Here is a 19,631-nt window from a genome sequence, read left to right as displayed (position 1 = left end):
GTGCCACCATTCTCCGGTTTCTTTATTTTATTACGTATTGATTTCCCTTATCATATTCGATATCAATTAATGCGACACGTGAAATGTATTCAAACACTTCCTCCTTTTCTTCCTTTAAACTTAACTTCCCACTAATTTTTATGTCTGCGTTAAAAGGGTTCTCGAACTTAAATTGTACATTATAATATCTTTCCAGGTGTTTTAACACCCGATTCAAATCACTGTTTGAAAACTTAATAACCCCGTCTTTCCAAAGAGTATAGTAGCTAATATCTACCTCAGTAATCCGAACATTTTTATCTTTCCGGGAATAAGAAGCCAGTTCATTGGGATGCAACACAATATCGCGCTCAAACAATCCCGCATCCTTCCGCCGAATTGAAACTTCTCCTTCTTCCAGTACCGTTTGAATTACGTTATCCTCAGGATAAGCGCTAATGTTAAATTTAGTCCCCAAAACCCGGATCGAAATATCGGATGTGTGAACAACAAAAGGATGTTTTGTATCCTTAGCTACATCAAAAAATGCTTCACCAAAAAGATATACTTCTCTATTGTCCCCCTCAAAAGTTGAAGGATAAACCATACGGCTACCTGCATTCAGATAGACCACAGTACTGTCGTTTAACGTTATTTCAGAACGGTTGCCATAAGGAATTACTACCTGGTTAATCTTGCTCGGAGTTGTATTGTCTCCTGACCTCAGAACTCTATTTCCATTTAATAAAATTGTCCCCTCATTTGAGTAGTCGATCCTGGATTCTTTCTCTCCCAAATGCACACTTTCTCCTTCGGGAAGAATTAACATAGGTCCCGCCATTTGTGAAAGAACATTCATCTCAGGCAGAACAATAGGCATTTCAGAATCATGAAAGATGAAATAGGACACAACTCCTCCAAAACCAAAAGCGAATAAGATAACTGCCGCATAACGAAGAAACTTGACATACCACATTTCCTTTTTCGGTGTTGCTTTGTCAATAGTCTCTAACAAAATACTATGAGCAAGTTGTTCCTTCTCTTCCTGCAATAATTGTTTGTTTACAATCTGTATTTGACTCAATCTATTCTTCAAATTGATTATTTCATCTGCATAATCAGGATTTTCCCTCATAAAATCCTCCCAAATTCGATTGGTGTAATCATCCGGGTTAAATACCCAACGATAAAACAAGGGATCGTCAATTATCCGATCAATTAGTTTCATATAATTTCAGTAACGACTATTAAAATTTAGACTTTACTAATAAGAGTAACGAATGAGGGAATAGGGGACATTAAAATACTTTTTTTTTGAAAACCCAATAGATCAAACGAGATCCATACTGCTTTCTCAACTGCCGTAACAAACGGTAAAGCTGTTTCTTTACCGTTTCCTCTTTTATGTCCAGGACTTTGGCTATTTCGTTATTATTTAGTCCTGTATGAAATTTCAAAAAAAGTAATTCTCGCTTTTGAGGCTCGAGTTTTTGTAAAATCTGTTTGATTGACTCTTCCTGCAGACTGATTGTTTCCTTTTGCAAAAAATCTTCTTCAAAGTCAAATTTGAGATCAAATGTATACTGTCCAGCCTCCGATATCTGTCCTAATTTTTTGCGACGATTGAGACTAGAGATAATTATCCGGTTCAATGATTTAATAAGATAAAATTCCAGAGACTCTGGCTTTTTTAGATCAATAGAATAATTATACAGCCCAATAAACAAATCTTGTATCGCATCTTTCACAACGTCCTGATCAGTTGTCATTTTTGCTCCGTACGCATATAGACGATCTACAAAAGTGCTGTAAATAATTTCGAAAGCACTCCTATCTCCTGACTTAAAATCAATCCAGATTTCTAACCAGTCCAGCTTGTTTTTTCCGCTTTTGTCTCCCAATTAAATGAATTTATTGACACTAAAAATACAAAATGACTTAGTTTAGGAACAATAGATGGTGTAATTTAAAACACAAATTGCAATATAACCTAACGATTCAACTCAAAAGATTGGGATAAAATGATATAACTGTAAAAGATTAAATTAAGTATGTTCTATATTCCTGACAACCGGACACTTTCCAACATACTTAAAGACAATGTCATTACCCCCCTTTTTTAGATTTAATACGAGACTCTATTGGGGGCATAAAAAAACACCGGCCTTCAAAAAAAGAAAACCGGTGTTTTGCGTTGTATCGTCGTCCGATGTTATTTCGGATCAAAATCTGTTTCGTCGCTCACTTCAGGAGCCTCTTCGGGAACAGCTTCTTCCGCGGGTGTGCCTTTCAGATAATTGGGCAGTTCCATCCCGGCCGATTTAAATACATCGTCGAGCGGAGGAAGAGAGCCCAGCAGTCCCTGCATAAAGTTGGCAGTCGATGTTTTACCGTCTTTGCCGTTACCGGTTTCCCAAACCGTAACTTTATCGATCTTAATGTTCTTGATGGCTTCCACCTGTGTTTTCACCAGTTCAGGCAATTTGTCGGTGATCATCATCAGGGCAGCACTTTGTGCATCGCCACCGGCGGCTTTCACCAGTTTCTCAAAACCTTCGGCCTGTTTGCTCAGGATTTCGTAAATACCTTTTCCTTCTGCCGCCATTTTCACGTAAATCGCATCGGCTTCCCCTTTGGCGATCCGGCGTTTTTGTTCGGCTATGGCTTCGGCATCAATCTCCACTTTTTGTTTATCGATTTCGGCCGGAACCACAATGTTGGCCACCTGTGTAGCTTTGTCTCTCTCGGCCCTCACCTGCTCGGCCAGTTTTTCGGCAGCATAGGCTTCCTGCAGCGCCTGGGCATCGGTTACTTTCTCGGCAGCCACCGCACGGCGGTTCGCTTCGGCTTCCCTCTCCCGACGATCGGCATCCGAGTTGGCAATCGTAACTTTTGCCAGGTTCTCCCCTTCCACAGCGGTAGCATCAGCACTGGCCACCTGCACACGTTGTTCGCGATGTGCCATGGCCTGTCCAATTTCCCCGTCACGGTTTTTCTCCGCCACACTTTTCTTGGCGTCGTTGATGGCCTTTGCAGCAGCTTCTTTACCCAGCGCTTCAATATAGCCCGACTCGTCGTTGATGTCGGTTACGTTTACGTTGATCAGTTTCAAACCGATCTTTTTCAGTTCCGCTTCCACGTTCGACGAAACCGCTGCCAGAAACAGGTCGCGATTACTGTTGATCTCTTCGATTTCCATGGTAGCCACGACCAAACGCAACTGACCAAAAATGATGTCTTTTGCCAGGTTGCTGATCAGGTCTTGCGATAAACCCAGCAAACGCTCGGCAGCATTGTTCATTACATTGGGTTCGGTTGAAATACCCACCGTAAAACGGGAAGGCACGTCCACACGAATGTTTTGCTTACTCAGTGCGTTGGTCAGGTTGATTTCGATGGAAATAGGTGTTAAATCCAGAAATGCATACGAATGAATGATGGGCCAGATAAACGCAGCACCCCCGTGAATACACTTCGATGAACGTGATTCGCGGTCGGAGCCTTTGCCAATTTTACCATACACCACCAGAATGCGGTCGGAGGGGCATCGTTTGTACCTCCTCATCATTGCCACCACAATTACAAAAAGAAAAAAAGCGGCAACGGTGATTAGAATTACAAAATAGTCTTGCATTGATTTTTAGTTTTTATGGGTGTTTAATTTCCTTGTTTTTTAACGAGCAGAATGCTGTCGTCGATCACATCGATCACCTGGACAATGGCAGCGGTAGAGATGGTATCCAGATCGTCGGTAATGGCATCGAGCGTGCGCACCGATCCCTGAACACTGATCTGCACTTTGCCCATCCCGCCTCTTTGGGCCGGAATACGAAGATATACCTCGCCCAGTTTGCCAATGGCATTGTTCATTTTCAACGTGCCATTCTCGGCCAGCCGCGACATCAGGTAAAACAGCGTTCCCATCAGCAACATCATCAGCAGGCCACAAAAAACCGCCAGCAAAATGACAAGCCAAGGCGCCATTCCGGCATTGATAAAGCCAATTCCGGACCAGCCAAAAACCGCAAAGAAAGCCACAATGTTTTTCACCGATATAAACTGGAAAGGAATGGTATCGCCATCCGCAATGTCGGCATCCACGTCGGTGTCGACATCGGTATCCGTATCTCCGCCAAAGATGGAAAGCACCATCAGCAGAATCAAAATAAGCGTAGTTGGAATGGCCAGGTACCAAAATATCCGTTCGAACAATTCCATTGTCGACCAATCCGGGAGTATTGAAATTAACAGCATGGGAAAAGAATTAGTAGTTTTTCAGCTAATTTAATCGAACAGAAGTTTTTTCCAACAAAATTGGGGTGCTGGTTTGCTAAAATATGTTCAATAACAGGTTCTCATCTTCCTTCCGTAAAACTCCACTTTATACACTAATATTTTCAGGAAAATTGTTCGAAGATACTTTTGCTATGCGGCGCAAAGAGCTTCAAATCTCTGAACAGCGATGAAATTGCGCCTGTCGTTGTTCTGGATTAACTGCCGTGGGCTACACCCTCCGTCCGTCCGTCTGTTGACGTACACACGAATCGTTTACCCACGGTTATTATTGTTTCGCCCTTTCAGGGTGAGGACGAAAATTGACACTGAAAGTGTCGAATATAAATAACCCGGCGCAAAGCACCGGGTAAACTTGCACTCAGTCCTTCGTCCGGCGAAGAAAGCTTTTTTATATCTCTTCGTAGTCCCGGACGAAATAACATTGATCTACGATTAATCAGACACCCCAAAAGATGTGTATGGAAGGTATCTCTTGACAGAGAAATTGAAGTTCCCTTAAAACAAAAAGCGCACCCCGAAAACGGAATGCGCAGTGATGAAACGTTTATTCTGTTTAACCAATAATTCTAAAAATGATGATGGATACTTTCCTGTAAGTACGGATGATTTTTGGGAACCAGCGAAGCTTTTGTCAGGGCAGTTCCAACTACCCATGCAAACAAGCCCGCATAGCCAAGGAAAGTACCGATTTCGAGCAAACCAAATTTGGCTTCGTGAACCGTTGCCGGCCAAATAATATAGTACAGCTCGGTATATTGCCCGATGATCAGCAACAGTACCACCGGAAGGATGATCATTTTACTGCGCGAAGATTTACGGGGCATCAAAACCAGGAACGGTACGGCCCAGTTGAGAATGATGTTCACAAAGAACAGAATCTTGTAAGTTCCTTCCCAGCGTTTTACAAACCACACGGTTTCTTCGGGAATGTTGCCATACCAAATCAGCATGAATTCCGCAAAATTAAAATAGCCCCAAACGATGCTCGCCATAAAAATATAACGGGTAAAGTCGTGAAGGTGGCTTCCGTTCAGCTGCTTGTAATATCCTTGTTTTGAGAGCAGGATCACGATCAGCGCCATGATGGACGAAGCATGCAACAGCCCGGCAATAAAACTTTTGCCGGCAAACAGCGTGCTGTACCAATGCGGTTCGAGCGACATCAGAATATCAACTCCAAACAAGCTGAATGAGAAGGCGATGATGAATATAAATATCTTGGAATACCGTTCCGATTTCTTGAAATACTCCATACCGCCGTGCTCATCTTCCTGTAACGAAAGCTTGCGCAGCAGCCGCGACATGACTATCCACAGCGCAAAAAATACCACCACCCGGATAAAAAAGAAGGGAATGTTCAGGTAAGGCGATTTGAACTGCAACAGATGATCGTGCTGAACTACTTCGTCGTGGGTCCATTCATAAATCGAGTGCATTCCGAAATACATCAACACGAAAAAGCCGGCAGCGTAAGGAAAATAGGAAGCCAGGGCTTCGGGCACCCGTTTAAACATGGCCGACCAGCCCGACTGCGTGATGTACTGGATAGCCCCAAAGAAGGCGGCCCCCACTGCCAGCGACACGAAATAATAATTGTTCAACAGGTAATTGGCCCACGTACGTTTGGCATCGAACACAAAGCCCAGTGCAAACGAAAGCACGCCAATGCCGATGAGCACATACGTGAGTAATTTAAATTTCTTTGAAAGAACAACTCTCTCTTCCATAATCGGATATTTTGAAAACTATTTCTGTAACTCGTTTTTAATATACATGGCAATCTTCCAGCGATCGTCGGGCGAAAGCATCGAACCGTGTTCTGCCATAATTCCATACCCCACAGTAATTACGTGGTAAATATCTGCCTCCGGGTTGGCCCTCATCTTTTCGCTTAGCAAACTGGCCGGCGGATAGGTATATTTTTTTCGTACAAATAACTGCCCCTGTCCATCGCCCTTTTCGCCGTGGCACTGTGCACAATAAATATCGTATTGCTTTTTACCGCGCGTCAGGTTGTCTTCGGTCAGCGGAACAGCGTTTACCAATGCCTGGGCTGCCAATGCACGGTCTTCATCCGTTTTCTGATAAGGATAAGGCATCATCCCTCGAGGAATGGCCCCGGCCACCGGTGGCTGCATGGTTTTCCCGTCTTTAAAATTCGGATTAGGCGTGTAGCTTTCGTAAGCTGATGATTCCACCATATCATCGAAATACTGCCAACCCGTAGCACGGCGGTCGTAATCGCACGAGGTAAAGGCAAAAGCAAAAAGTAAAAAGGCAAAAGAAAACCTTGTTTTTTTGATGAAATTCATTGTATCTGATTTAGTCTCAATACTCATATCTCCTTGTCTCCATACTTATCTTTGCATTACTCCACTTCTCCGTGTTCCCTGATAATTTCCTCTACTGCCTTAGCGTTGTCGCCCAGTTTTTCAGGATCGAGCACGATTACAAACTTGTCATCCGTAGCGCGTTCATGAAAAATATCGGCTTTTTTTCCCGGAAATATCTTTGCCCTGGCGGAAAAAGTAAACAGCGTAAGCAAGGTGATCGAAAGGATAGTTGCCACAATGGTTACCACAATAAACGATGGGAAAGCGTTAAAAGGCTTTCCGCCGTAATGAAGCGGCCAGTCGATCACTGCTGCGTAAGTCAGGAAACTCAGAATCCCGACAGCAGCAAACAAACCGTAGAAGAAAGCCGCGTGAGTGATCCGGGTTTTCTTTCCCATTCCTTCCAAAATCTCGTGAATCGGATAAGGAGTATACACTTCAGTCGGTAAAATTCCTTTGGCTTTGATTTTTTCGAAAGCATCCACCAAAGTTGCTTCATCGTTAAAAACTCCCAAAATATACTTCTTACTCATGGCCGGTAGATTTTAGTTGTCCGTTGTTGGGTTTATCAAATTTAGCCACCGATTTCAGTTCCGAAATAGCGATCATCGGGATATAGCGGAAGAACAGTAACACCCCGGTAATAAACATACCGATCGTTCCGGTGAAAAAGGCGATCTCCACCCAGGTAGGCGAATACGACGCCCAGGCAGAAGGCAGGTAATCGCGGCTTAGCGAAGTAACCACAATGTTAAAACGCTCGAACCACATACCAATGTTGATGATAATCGAGATAACAAACACGACCCACATCCGGCGGCGAACAGCCTTGAACCAGAACAACTGCGGAATAACCGCATTGGCAATAAACATAGCCCAGAACTGGAAAGCATATTCCCCGAATAACCGGGTTTTGAAAAAGAGCGAAAACTCGTAATCGTTGGCAGAATACCAGGCCATAAATACCTCGGTAACATAAGCCGTTCCCATGATCAGCGAAATAAAGATCAGGATACGGCAAACCGCATCAACGTGTGAGTCGGTAATAAAATCGTTCATTTTATACAGGCCGCGCATGGTAATTACCAGTGTCAGAACCATGGCAAAACCCGAGAAAATAGCTCCCACCACAAAGTAAGGCGGGAAGATAGTTGTATGCCAGCCGGGTTTTACGGAAACCGCAAAGTCGGTAGAAACGATCGAGTGAACCGAAACCACCAGTACCGCGGCGATACCACCCAGCACGAAACTCAGTCCTTCGAAACGCAGCCACTCTTTGCTCGAGCCTGTCCAGCCAAAAGAAAAGAAACCGTAAACCGCTTTTTTGACCTTCGATTTGGCGGTGTCGCGAATGGTAGCAAAGTCAGGCACCATTCCAAAGTACCAGAAACTGGCTGAGATAAGAAGGTAAGCCGAAATCGCCACAAAGTCCCAGAAAAGCGGTGAGTTAAAGTTCACCCAGAGAGGGCCCCGGGTATTCGGGTAAGGAAAGATCCAGAAAAACAACCATGGCCGTCCCATGTGCAACAACGGAAATAAACTCGCACAAAACACAGCGACTACGGTCATTGCTTCGGCGGCGCGGTTAATGGCTGTTCTCCATTTCTGGCGCAGGATCAGCAAGAAAATCGAGAACGCTGTTCCGGCATGTCCGATACCGATCCACCACACAAAGTTGATGATGGCCCATCCCCAGGCAATGGAGTTATTCACCCCCCAGGTACCAATCCCCGTGGAAATCGTAACGTATTTGGCATACAGTCCAAAACCAAACATACTTAAACTGACCAGCAAGGCGGCATACCACCAGAGTGGCGGCTTCTTTCTGTGAATCGGGGCAAGGATCTCCTGCGAGATTTGCCCGAGGCTTTTATCGCCCTCGATCAGTTTTCCTCTTACCTTCGAATTATACATAAGTTGCTATGCTTTTTTGTTTCTTACTTTAGTTAAATATCCTACTGATGGTAAAGTATGCAACTCTTCCAGCAGGTGGTAGTTTCGTTCGTTTTTGAAGTATTTCGAAATTTTGCTGTTCGGATCATTCAGGTCGCCAAATACCAGTGCGTCTGCCGGGCACGACTGAACACAAGCCGGTTGAATTTCTCCGTCTTCGACTTTTCTTCCTGCAACACGGGCTGCGGTTTTCTTTTCCTGGATACGCTGTACACAGAACGAACACTTCTCCACGACCCCGCGCGAGCGAACTGTCACATCCGGGTTCAATACCATTCGGCCCAACTCACTGTTTGAATTAAAATCGAAGGCATCGTTTTTCACGTATTCAAACCAGTTAAAACGGCGCACTTTGTACGGGCAGTTGTTCACACAGTACTTGGTCCCCACGCAACGGTTGTAAGCCATTTGGTTGAGACCTTCGTCGCTGTGCGGAGTTGCCGAAACCGGGCAAACATTTTCACACGGCGCATTGTCGCAATGCTGACACATTACCGGTTGGTGGTAAACTTCCGGATTCTCGGGGTTATTCGAAAAGTAACGGTCAATCCGAATCCAGTGCATGATACGGCGGTTGCGCACCTCTTCCTTCCCGATCACTTGAACATTGTTCTCTGCCTGACACGAAATCGCACAGTTGCTGCAACCGATACACGACGACAGATCCACAGCCATTCCCCAATGGTGCCCTTTGAATTCAGGAGCCGGGTACAGGCTTACATCGTGTTTTTCATGTTCTTCTTTTAACTCGTTGCCCGATCGCGGATCGATTTGCCATTCGCTGAAATTGGTTTCACGCACAATTGGCCGGCCTTCCATTGAGTGATGCGTTTGCGAAAGCGCCAGTTCAAAGGTTTTAACCGTTGTTTGCACATCGGCACCAGCTACCCAGAATTTCTTTGCGCCATTCTCAACCGACACAAAGGGGTACATGTTTGTTCCCACGCCGTCGCCCACTTTACCGGCCACCTCGCGGCCGTAACCCAGCGCCACCGAAATGGTTCCGGCAGCTTGTCCGGGCTGAATAAACACCGGCAACTCAACACCGTTAATAGTGATCACTGACTCGTTCTGAAGTCCGTTTTCCTCGGCCCATTTTACCGGAACCGCAGCAAAGTTGTCCCAGCTGATTTTGGCCACCGGGTCGGGTAATTCCTGCAACCACGGGTTGTTGCCCGAGCTACCGTCTTTTAATCCCACACTCTCGTACAAAACCACTTCCCAGCCATTAGATTCTGATTGAGCGCTCAACGCTTCTCCCAGTCCGGCTTCGGAATAGGTAAGTTCCGGGTTTGTTTTTCCCGGCTCGAAAACCCCTTTTTGCAAGGTGTCGTTCCAGAAAATACGGGCATCAGTATTGGTATCCTGAAGTTTGGAAAGTTCCTCGCTCCAGTGCTTTTTTACAAATTCATAGTAATTGGGTGTTTCTTCTCCGGCCCACTTCAGTAAGCTCTCCTGAACCTGCCGACTGTCAAACAGTTTGGAGATGGTGGGCTGCGCAAGGCTGAACATTCCTGATTTGGGTTCAGCATCATTCCAGCTTTCCAGGTAATGCGGCTCCGGACAAACCCAGTGACAGGCGGCCGTAGTTTCATCTTTTCGGTCGGAAAAAGAAAGCGACAACTCGGCGCCTCCAATCAAATCTTTTAGTTCGCTGCCTTTCGGATGGTTGTAAACGGGGTTAACTCCCCAACACAGCACCCCGGCAACGGTTTTATTTTTTAATTCTGAAATGAAAGTCTCAAAATCGGCATCTATTCCCTGATGCGTATTTAGTGTCCTGCCGGTCAAAACAGTATTTCCGTAATTTCCGAGCAGTTGGTTAATCGCGTTTACGATCAACTGAGTATGTACGTCGTTGCTTCCGGAAACTACCAGCGAATGTCCTTCGTTTGCCAGCAGATCCTCAGCCAGTCCGTTGATATCAACCGGGCTGGCAGGAGCCGTAATCGCCATCGAACCTTTTGCCTGCAGCAACTGGTAATAGAGCGCCGTCAGGATTGTTTTTTCTTCCGAAGGTTTGACAGGAAAACGAACATCGGCATTGGAGCCGGTCACCGTCATACCCGTTTCAAATTGATAATGACGATTCATTACGTCGCCTTTTTCAAGCACCCTTCTGCCAGCCGAATAACCTTTGATGTATTCCACCGACGAAAGCCAGGTCCCCAGAAAATCGGCACCAAAACCCACAATTATTTTGGCCTTTTCAAAACGGTAATCGGGAATAAAAGCCGCACCAAAACTCAGCTCGTTGGCTTTGAGTATTCCCGCGGCCGAAACGGCATCGTAAGGGAGCCACTCTACAACCGGGTATCTTTCCTGAAATTGCTGAATTATTTTTTTGGTAGAAGGCGAAATGATGGAAGAAGTGAGAAGTACAACTTTTTTGTTGTCCTGGTTCAATTGCGCCAGTTTCTTACCAATGTAATCATCTACCTCTTCCCAGGTAGTTGCCTCGCCTCTTTTCAGCGGTGTTTTAAAACGGGCATCGTCGTACAAATTCAAAACCGAAGCCTGCACCCGGGCCGAAGTTCCGCGTTGCGAAACCGATGAAAGATCGTTTCCTTCAATCTTAATCGGACGCCCGTCGCGCACTTTTACCAACACGCTGCAATATTCATTGCCTTCGAAATAAGAAGACGCGTAGTAATTGGCCACACCCGGAGTTACTTCCTCGGGTTTTACAAGATAAGGGATCGCTTTATCGACCGGGCGTTTGCAACTGGCAACCACTGCTGCCGCAGCAACACTAAACCCAAAAGTTTTAAGGAAATCGCGGCGGGATGAACCGGCGGCTTTTTGAGCAACAGCCCTCTTGGCATCCACTTCCAGCCTGATCTCGCTTTTCTTAAATGCTACCGGATCATTTAACTCGTCTAAACTTCTCCAATATTTTGTCATAATTTTTAGCTGTTAGGCGCTAGTTTATAGTCTCTAGCTCTTTAAACTTTCAACATTAAATTTTGAACTTTACGCGATTACAAATCGCATTTCCCTTTGTTTCTTCAGACTCTATACTCTGAACTCTAAACACTGAACTAATAATGACAACGCATACAATCGTTGGCACCAATATCATTGGCAGTAACCGAATCGATAGCTCCCGATTTTAGGTCTTCGTGCAGTTTTACAAAATGTTCGTAATATCCGTTTCCTTCAAAGTCAACTTTTGTGTCGCGGTGACAGTCAATACACCAACCCATTGATAGATCGGCGTTCTGACGCATGATATCCATTTCCTCCACTGGTCCGTGACATTGTTTGCAGTCCAGTTTACCCGAGCCCACATGAATTGCATGGCTAAAGAAAACATGATCAGGGAGGTTATGAATTCGCACCCACTCAATGGGTTTACCGGTTTCGTTGGCTTCCACCACTTTGGCAATTTCGAACTTGCCGCTGTGTGTGCCTTCCCGGATCAAAACATGGCAGTTCATACAAAGATTGGCTGCCGGAATTCCGGCCGACTTGCTGTTCTCAGCAGTGGTATGACAATACATACAATCGATACCATTATCGCCAACATGCACCTTGTGTGAAAACTTCACCGGCTGATCGGGGGCATAATTTTCCTGCCGCCCCAGTTTAATGGCATCGGTAACAATCATTTTTACCTGCCAGCCAAAAGCTCCCACAAAAATGAGCATCGGAATAACTTTCCATTTAATATTGTGCAGGAAGATCAGTTCAACCAAGGCCCAGGTGAGCAACAAGCCCAATGCAAAAAACAGGATCAGGTTGAAATACGTGGGTTTGGCAGGAGCCGGGCCCTTGTGTGCCAGATTGTCAAGATAAAGCTTAACGTTTTTTAAGTCTTCTTCTGCAATATTGAAATTCACATGCGATGCTTCCATTTTAGCGCCCGAGGGATTCATAACGGATGCCTGAAATGAGGCGAAATCCTTGTCTACAAACTTCAGGGCCAGGTCCATGGCCGAAGGATTCCAGTTCAGGGTATCAACGGGATTGAGGTTGTGACACGAAACACAGGAAGCAAATTCCCGGTTCGCAGGCAACAGACCTTTGAAAAACCGTTCTCCGCGTTTGACCTCTTCCTGCGAGTGTCCATCGGTCACCACAGATTCGGTAGCAGCATAAATAGTATTGGAAATTGAAAAAAATGCAGCGAACAGGAAAATGAAAACCGGCAGATTTTTCCGCAACATTTTCCCAACGAAATATTTTCTCATTCTGTTCAGTTTAGCAATGTAACTAAGGCTTTTTATTGGATAAATCACCTATATTAACAATAGACTCTCTCTATTGTTCCTAATAAATTAAATTTTTTTTGAATTAACTGAACACCTGACAATTGCACCTTCATTTTGTGCAAAAAACCGGAGAAAAAAGGGCACTTCGGGCAGAAAAAAACACAGATAAAAGACCTAATTCTCTTCTTTTTCCAAGCTGCGGGTCATTTTTTGAACCAATTTCATATTTTCGAGGAACTCCCCGGCGATCACCCTTAAAATTGTGTACACCGGAATGGCCAGAATCATTCCCAGAATACCGGCCATGCTCCCGGCTGCCAGAATCACCAGGAAGATTTCCAACGGATGGGCTTTTACGCTGCTGGAGTAGATAAAAGGCTGAAACAAAACATTGTCCAACACCTGAACAAGCCCAAACACCAGCGTCATCCACCCCAGCATCGGGAGGGTTACGGTCATAAAATCAGCATGAATATGAAGTGCTGCCCCGATCAGCAAGCCCAGAAAAGCTCCCATCCACGGGCCCAAATAAGGGATGACGTTGAGAATTCCGCAAAACAACCCGATCACAACAGCGTGTTCAAAACCGATGCCCACAATGGTGAGACCAACCGTGTCGAGCAGCATCACCATAAACACCTCGAACACAAGCCCGATAAAATACCGGCGCAACAGATAGGAAATCGAATCAAGCGCATGCGCAACTTTTGTTTCCAGGCTACTCGGCACCAGCAAAATGATGAATTCCCGAAACATGTTCTGCTCTTTCAGGAAGAAATAAGTGATAAAAGAAACCGAGAAGAAACCGATCAAAACCTCGCCCAGAGTTCCGGCTACCACACCAAACCAGTTCGAGACTTTGGAAAAATCGATTTGAGCACCGATGGTTTCACTCATGAGATCCAGAAAACTTCTTTCGTTTATGTTAACCGGCTCGCGGGTAAAAAACTTCTGAATACTCAACAGCGGCTCCTCAATCGAATCGAGCACCGCCGTAAAATCAATTTTCGAGAGGGTTTCCAGTTCCTTGATCAGGAGCGGAATTATAAAACGAAAAAAGGAAAGAAAAACAATCCAGATAACCACCAGCGAAACAAAAGCCGCTATTCCGGGAGGAACTCTGAAACGTTTGTATTTCAACTTGGTGAGCCAACGCATCAGCGGCCGCCCCATAAACGACAGCACTACCGAAACCAGGATATAGGTAACAATATTGCTGAAATACCAAATAAGAAAAAGGATGAACAGAAATCCGGCGATCAACAGAGTATTGCGGGTCCAGCCTTTAAGTTGAATCATTTTAGTTGAGCTTTTTAACAAAAGTAAGTGATAAAATCGAAAATCCCTTGGGGCAGAGAAGGAAATCAAAACGCGTGCCCAATGACCGGTTGTGCATCTAATTTTCTATTTTTAACACCAAATTAAGCGGGTGAAAAAAGCACTAAATACAGTTTCGGCCTTTCAGTTTTTCCAACTGGCGCGTTATTCCACTCTCATTCTTATCGGTATTGTTTTTGCCAAAACAGCACTTACCCAAACCGAAATCGGCGAATACGAAACCTTTGTTTTTGTAGCGGGCGCACTCAGTTTCTTCTGGCTCAATGGCTTATTAAAAGCATTGTTGCCCATCGGAAATAATGTGGAACGATCGAAAACAAATGTCTTCAGCGCGTTCCTGGTTATTCAGACTTTTAGCCTGCTTGCGGCTTTGCTGCTGTACTTTTTACAACCCTTGTTTTCGCAACTGCTTTTAAACCGCCACCCGGTTCCCGAAATCAATTTACTACTTGCATTTATTATACTAAGTGCACCCGCCAGCCTGGTAGAACATTACTACCTGCTTCGCAACAAAAACAAGGCGATGGTAATTTATGCCATCATCTCTTTTGGCTTGCAACTCATCCTGGTGCTGGCTCCCGTTATTCTGGGGTTTCCCATTAAATGGGCGCTCATCGGGCTTGTGTTGTCTGCGTTCTTCCGGTATGCCTGGCTTTGGATACTGTTGATTGTCAACAACGAGTTATTTGCTTCCGGGGCGTTTATCCGTGAACACTTAAAGCTTGCCAGCCCGCTGGTTATTGCCACCTTGCTCGGCGGATCGGCACAATTTGTTGATGGTTTTATAGTTACCTCACGGTTTAGCGAAGAAGCCTTTGCCTTATTTCGTTACGGTGCGCGCGAACTGCCGCTGGCAATGTTAATGGCCAATGCGTTGAGTAGCGCCATGCTGCCTGCCTTTGCCAACAACAGCAACCGCCACGAAAACCTGCAACAGTTAAAGGCCAGCGTCACCAGGCTGATGCATTTTCTTTTCCCGCTGACGGCTGTTTTACTTCTTGTTTCCAAACCGCTGTTTCCGCTTATTTTCAATCCCGGTTTTGCGGAAAGTGCCACCGTTTTTAATGTCTACCTTTTGCTGATCATCAGCCGCTTGATGATGCCGCAAACCATCCTGAACGGACTTCAGATTACAAAACCCATTATGCTAGCCTCGGTTATGGAATTAATTCTGAACGTTAGCCTGAGTCTTGTATTTGTTCAGTTTTGGGGACTGCCGGGCATTGCTTTTGCCACTTTTATCGCGTTCCTGTTTGAAAAAGTATACCTCGCCTACAGCGTAAAAAAACGATTTAATATTTCCATCGCGGCCTACCTCCCGGTTGGAATATATACACTATATTCCCTCGGAATTGTGGTAATCTTTATTTTTGCTGAATTAATTTACTAGAAAATGGATTTTATTCTCGATAACCAGGAAACCGAAGAACAATACCAAAACCTGCTCCGGGCTATCAAACTGCGGAAAAGCGGCGAGGTTTCCGATGCCATGAACCAGCAGGGAATCAGCTACAAACTGAACTGGGGAGTTTCCATCATCGATTTGCGCGAACTGGCTAAAACCTACCAACGCAATCATTTGCTGGCGCTAAAACTCTGGAACAAACAGTGGCGCGAAACCATGATCCTGGCCACCCTGCTCGATGAACCTTCCGAAGTAAGTGAAGAACAGATGGGTTTCTGGACAAAATCGTTTGAGACCACTGAAATTGCAGAACAGGCATCGGCCAATCTCTGGTGTAAAACCAAATTTGCGTTTATCAAAGCGCTTGAATGGTGCCGCGGGAAAAAGCACATCGTACGTTTCACGGGGGTTCACTTAATGGGGCGCCTGGCGATTACTGACAAAAAAGCCATCGACGAAATGTTTGAGCCTTTTTTCGATGAACTTCCCACGCTGGCCCGCGACGAAAAGCTTTTTACACCACTTTACCGCGCAGTTATTGCCATGGGAACGCGCTCGAAACAGCTCAACACGGCTTGTATTGAGCTCTCGCAAAACCTGCAGTCCGACAGTTCGGCTACCGCCGTCCTGCTGGGTAATCAGCTTTACGAAGAACTAACAAGCGATTACCTACAGGAAACTTTCGGCGAGGAAAAGCCTTAACTTACTTTAACTGCAATCTTGTCAGCCTTGATTTAATTTGGCAAACAGTTTGATTTAGCCCAACCTTGATGACATGTATTTTGTTACATTACTCAACAACAGAAATTATAAACAATTAAAATGATGAACATTTCAAAATCTTCGAATCCCGTTTTCAGAGAAAATGTATTTAGCAGGGATTATACGAATCCTTCGCAAGCCATGACCATAAACGGGACCATGAACAAAACCGCACTGATGCTTTTACTCGTAATTGCCGGTGCCGTTTTTACATGGAATAAATTCTTTGATGCCATTGCTACCAGCCCCGAAGCAGGCATGGCCGCAGTTGGTCCCTGGTTGCTGGTAGGCGGAATCGGTGGTTTTATTACCGTGCTTGTCACTGTTTTCAGGCCACAGAGTTCGGGTATTTCGGCTCCGATTTATGCTGTTTTCGAAGGCTTGTTGCTGGGGGGTATTTCAGCCATCCTCGAAATGCAGTTCAGCGGCATTGTTATTCGCGCGGTAGCATTAACCATGGCCGTTTTTTTAGCCATGCTTTTTCTTTACCGTTCGGGTGCCATTAAAGTAACCAACAAATTTATGATGGTGGTTTTTGCAGCCACGGCAGGCATTGCTCTGGTGTACCTCGGGAGTTTTATTGCCGGACTGTTTGGGGCTCAAATGTCGTTCCTGTATGGGAACTCAAACTTCAGCATCGGTTTTAGCCTGGTGGTGGTTGCTGTTGCAGCACTTAACCTGGTACTCGACTTTTCGTTTATTGAAAGGGCTTCGGCTTCGGGCGCTCCCAAATACATGGAGTGGTACGGTGCCTTTGGCCTGATGGTGACCCTGGTATGGTTATACCTGGAAATTCTTCGGCTGCTTTCGAAAGTTGCCAGCCGCGATTAATAAAGTTTCCGCTAGTTTAAGAAAAGGATTTATCTCGTATTGCGGGGTAAATCCTTTTTTAATTTCCTTCCAAAAACATTACTTTCGGATTCCGGAATGTAAAAAATAAAGTTTCATGCAAATCATTCAGGTTACCAACCGAAAATTGGTAGATGAATTTCACAAAGTACCAGAGAATATTTACAGAAAAGACCCCAACTGGATCCCGTCCCTGCGGATGATGATCGAGAACACTTTCAACCCAAATAAAAACAAGCGTTATTTAAACGGCGACGCTGCCCGCTGGTTATTGCAGAAAGACGGAAAATACATCGGGCGAATTGCTGCTTTTTACGATGAAAAATATTCCGGAGGTTACGATCAACCCACCGGTTGCTGTGGTTTTTTCGAATGCATCGACAACCAGGAAGCAGCCAACCTGCTTTTTGACACAGCCCGCGACTGGCTCCGTGAAAACGGCATGGAAGCCATGGACGGCCCGGTAAATTTTGACGAAAACTTCTTTTACTGGGGCTTGTTGACCGATGGTTTTCAACCGCAAACCTTTGGCATGCAATACAACCCGAAGTATTACCTGGCTCTTTTTAAAGAATACGGTTTTAAAACCTACTACCGGCAGTACAGCTATTCACTCGATATTACCAACCCTGACCTACCCAACAGGTTTTGGCGGATTGCCAGCTGGGTGGCACAAAAACCCGGTTATTCTTTTGAGCATTTCCGCTACAAAGACCAGGACCGCTACATCCGCGATTTTATAGAGATCCATCAAAAAGCCTGGGGAGGCCACGCAAACTACAAGCCGCTGGATTTTAACCTGGTAAAAAGCTTGCTAAAAAACGCAAAGATCATCCTCGACGAAGAGTTTGTCTGGTACGCCTATCACAATGGGAAACCGATCGCCTTTTTTATGCAGATACTCGATTTGAACCAGGTCATCCAAAAGCTGAAAACGGGCAAACTGAACCTGTGGCAAGCCCTTAAAATGCTCTATCTCATCAAGCGAAAAACCATTACACGGTGCAGGGTTATTGTATTGGGTGTGGTTCCGGGCTACCAGGGCAAAGGGATTGAGTCGGGTATTTTTCACCACCTCAAAAAAGTGATGCTAAAGAAACATTGGTACAACGATATGGAGATGAGCTGGGTGGGTGATTTTAACCCAAAAATGAATGCGCTTTTCAAATCGTTTGGTGCCGATCATAAACTTACACACCGAACCATGCGGTATTTATTCGACCGTAAAAAAGAGTTTGTACGGGCTCCGATTATTGAATAAAAGCTCGATGATTTATCCATTTTAAACTATTTTGGCATAAAATTTCACCATGCAACTGATAGAAGTTACCGATAAGAAAACCCGGAAGCTGTTTCACAGTATTCCGCAGCAGATATACAAAAACGATCCCAACTGGCCGGCAGTTCCTCCCATGATGATTGAATCCATTTTCAATCCGAAAAAGAACAAAACATTTAAGAAAGGGAAAGCCATTCGTTGGGTGCTGCAAAGCGACGACGGAAAATTACTGGGAAGAATCGCGGCTTTTATCAATTTCGAACTGGCCAAAACCTACGAACAACCAACCGGCGGTTGTGGTTTTTTTGAATGTGTCGATGATCAGGAAGCGGCCAATATGTTATTTGGTGCAGCGGCCGAATGGAACAAAAAAAATGGGATGGAAGCCATGGACGGCCCCATTAATTTTGGCGAAAATTACGTAAACTGGGGCTTGCTCGCCGATGGTTTTACTCACCAGGGATACGGTATGCCGTACAACCCCAGCTACTATGAAAAGCTTTTCCGCGGGTTTGGCTTTGATGTGTATTTTGAGCAGTATTCGTACCACCTCGATTATACGGTTCCCTTCCCGGAGCGCTTCTGGAAAATTGCCACCTGGGTGGCACAAAAACCCCAGTTTAAATTCCGGCATTTTGATTACAGCCAAACCGATAAGTTCGTCAAGGATTTTTGCCAGGTGTACGATGCAGCCTGGTCGTTCCACGAACACTACAAACCACTCAACCCCGATGATTTGTATGATTTTCTGAACGAATCGAAAGCCATTCTCGACCCTGAAATGATCTGGTTTGCTTACGACAAAGACCGCCCCATTGCCATGTTTGTGATGGTGCCCGATGTTAACCAGATTTTTATGAAACTGGGAGGGAAAATGAATCTGTGGGGAATTCTGAAATTCTTTTACTACAAGCGAAAAAAAGTAATGACACGTACCCGGATTCTGTTAATGGGTGTCGATCCGAAATACCAGCGCTCGGGAATCGAGTCCGGAATTTTCTGGCACCAGGAACAAATCATGAAGAAAAAGTCGCACCAGCATTATACCGAAGTTGAGCTTTCGTGGGCCGGCGATTTCAACCCGAAAATTATTGCCATTTATGAAGCAACCGGCGCCAAACGTGCCAAAACACATTATACCATGCGGTATATGTTCGACCGCACCAAAGAAGTTAAAAAAGCTCCGATAATTGGTGCCTGACAACAACTTAAATAACAAGCAA

16 protein-coding genes are annotated in these 19,631 nt (G+C 45.1%); 5 read left to right on the top strand and 11 right to left on the bottom strand.

Annotated features, from left to right (window positions below; translation table 11 throughout):
- Window positions 1-22: 22 nt before the first annotated feature.
- From INQ51_RS18110 to INQ51_RS18060, 11 genes are all read right to left on the bottom strand, one after another.
- Window positions 23-1,207 (bottom strand): FecR family protein, encoded by a 1,185-nt coding sequence (locus tag INQ51_RS18110; protein WP_233379365.1) that lies wholly within the window; start codon window positions 1,205-1,207, stop codon window positions 23-25.
- A gap of 70 nt (window positions 1,208-1,277) precedes the next feature.
- A complete protein-coding gene (locus INQ51_RS18105; protein WP_233379364.1) occupies window positions 1,278-1,880 on the bottom strand; it encodes an RNA polymerase sigma factor in 603 nt (200 codons plus the stop codon).
- Window positions 1,881-2,191: 311 nt separating this feature from the next.
- The gene (locus INQ51_RS18100; RefSeq protein WP_233379363.1) at window positions 2,192-3,613 is read right to left on the bottom strand and encodes a flotillin family protein; all 1,422 of its coding nucleotides are present in this window, start codon (window positions 3,611-3,613) and stop codon (window positions 2,192-2,194) included.
- A gap of 23 nt (window positions 3,614-3,636) precedes the next feature.
- Window positions 3,637-4,233, bottom strand: coding sequence for a hypothetical protein (locus tag INQ51_RS18095; protein WP_233379362.1), 597 nt, complete (start codon window positions 4,231-4,233; stop codon window positions 3,637-3,639).
- Window positions 4,234-4,841: 608 nt separating this feature from the next.
- Window positions 4,842-6,002 carry a hypothetical protein gene (locus INQ51_RS18090; protein ID WP_233379361.1) on the bottom strand — a complete coding sequence of 387 codons (1,161 nt, stop codon included), beginning with the start codon at window positions 6,000-6,002 and terminating at the stop codon, window positions 4,842-4,844.
- Between the two features lie 18 nt (window positions 6,003-6,020).
- Window positions 6,021-6,587 (bottom strand): c-type cytochrome, encoded by a 567-nt coding sequence (locus INQ51_RS18085; RefSeq protein WP_233379360.1) that lies wholly within the window; start codon window positions 6,585-6,587, stop codon window positions 6,021-6,023.
- 56 nt (window positions 6,588-6,643) lie between these two features.
- Window positions 6,644-7,141 (bottom strand): DUF3341 domain-containing protein, encoded by a 498-nt coding sequence (locus INQ51_RS18080; protein ID WP_233379359.1) that lies wholly within the window; start codon window positions 7,139-7,141, stop codon window positions 6,644-6,646.
- Window positions 7,134-8,522 (bottom strand): NrfD/PsrC family molybdoenzyme membrane anchor subunit, encoded by a 1,389-nt coding sequence (gene nrfD / locus INQ51_RS18075; RefSeq protein ID WP_233379358.1) that lies wholly within the window; start codon window positions 8,520-8,522, stop codon window positions 7,134-7,136. Before nrfD ends, INQ51_RS18080 begins: the two co-directional genes overlap by 8 nt.
- Before the next feature lie 6 nt (window positions 8,523-8,528).
- Entirely contained in the window at window positions 8,529-11,465 is a 2,937-nt protein-coding gene (locus tag INQ51_RS18070) for a TAT-variant-translocated molybdopterin oxidoreductase (protein ID WP_233379357.1), read from the bottom strand.
- Window positions 11,466-11,602: 137 nt separating this feature from the next.
- Window positions 11,603-12,754 (bottom strand): cytochrome c3 family protein, encoded by a 1,152-nt coding sequence (locus tag INQ51_RS18065; RefSeq protein WP_233379356.1) that lies wholly within the window; start codon window positions 12,752-12,754, stop codon window positions 11,603-11,605.
- 195 nt (window positions 12,755-12,949) lie between these two features.
- Window positions 12,950-14,074 carry an AI-2E family transporter gene (locus INQ51_RS18060; RefSeq protein WP_233379355.1) on the bottom strand — a complete coding sequence of 375 codons (1,125 nt, stop codon included), beginning with the start codon at window positions 14,072-14,074 and terminating at the stop codon, window positions 12,950-12,952.
- A gap of 130 nt (window positions 14,075-14,204) precedes the next feature.
- Here INQ51_RS18060 and INQ51_RS18055 point away from each other — a divergent pair, with 130 nt between their 5' ends.
- The 5 genes from INQ51_RS18055 (at window position 14,205) to INQ51_RS18035 (ending at window position 19,609) form a co-directional block, all read left to right on the top strand.
- On the top strand, window positions 14,205-15,503 hold the full coding sequence (locus tag INQ51_RS18055) for an oligosaccharide flippase family protein (protein ID WP_233379354.1): 1,299 nt from the start codon (window positions 14,205-14,207) through the stop codon (window positions 15,501-15,503).
- Window positions 15,504-15,506: 3 nt separating this feature from the next.
- A complete protein-coding gene (locus INQ51_RS18050) occupies window positions 15,507-16,220 on the top strand; it encodes a hypothetical protein (protein ID WP_233379353.1) in 714 nt (237 codons plus the stop codon).
- 123 nt (window positions 16,221-16,343) lie between these two features.
- Window positions 16,344-17,111: a Bax inhibitor-1/YccA family protein gene (locus INQ51_RS18045; RefSeq protein ID WP_233379352.1), complete on the top strand. Its 768-nt coding sequence runs from the start codon at window positions 16,344-16,346 to the stop codon at window positions 17,109-17,111.
- A 115-nt stretch (window positions 17,112-17,226) separates the two neighbouring features.
- Window positions 17,227-18,390 carry a GNAT family N-acetyltransferase gene (locus INQ51_RS18040; RefSeq protein ID WP_233379351.1) on the top strand — a complete coding sequence of 388 codons (1,164 nt, stop codon included), beginning with the start codon at window positions 17,227-17,229 and terminating at the stop codon, window positions 18,388-18,390.
- A 49-nt stretch (window positions 18,391-18,439) separates the two neighbouring features.
- Window positions 18,440-19,609, top strand: a complete 1,170-nt coding sequence (locus INQ51_RS18035; protein WP_233379350.1) for a GNAT family N-acetyltransferase — start codon at window positions 18,440-18,442, stop codon at window positions 19,607-19,609.
- Window positions 19,610-19,631 lie beyond the last annotated feature (22 nt).

This window comes from Maribellus sp. CM-23 (assembly GCF_021354595.1).
Classification (GTDB): domain Bacteria; phylum Bacteroidota; class Bacteroidia; order Bacteroidales; family Prolixibacteraceae; genus Draconibacterium.
This window is presented reverse-complemented; position numbering and strand designations above follow the sequence as displayed.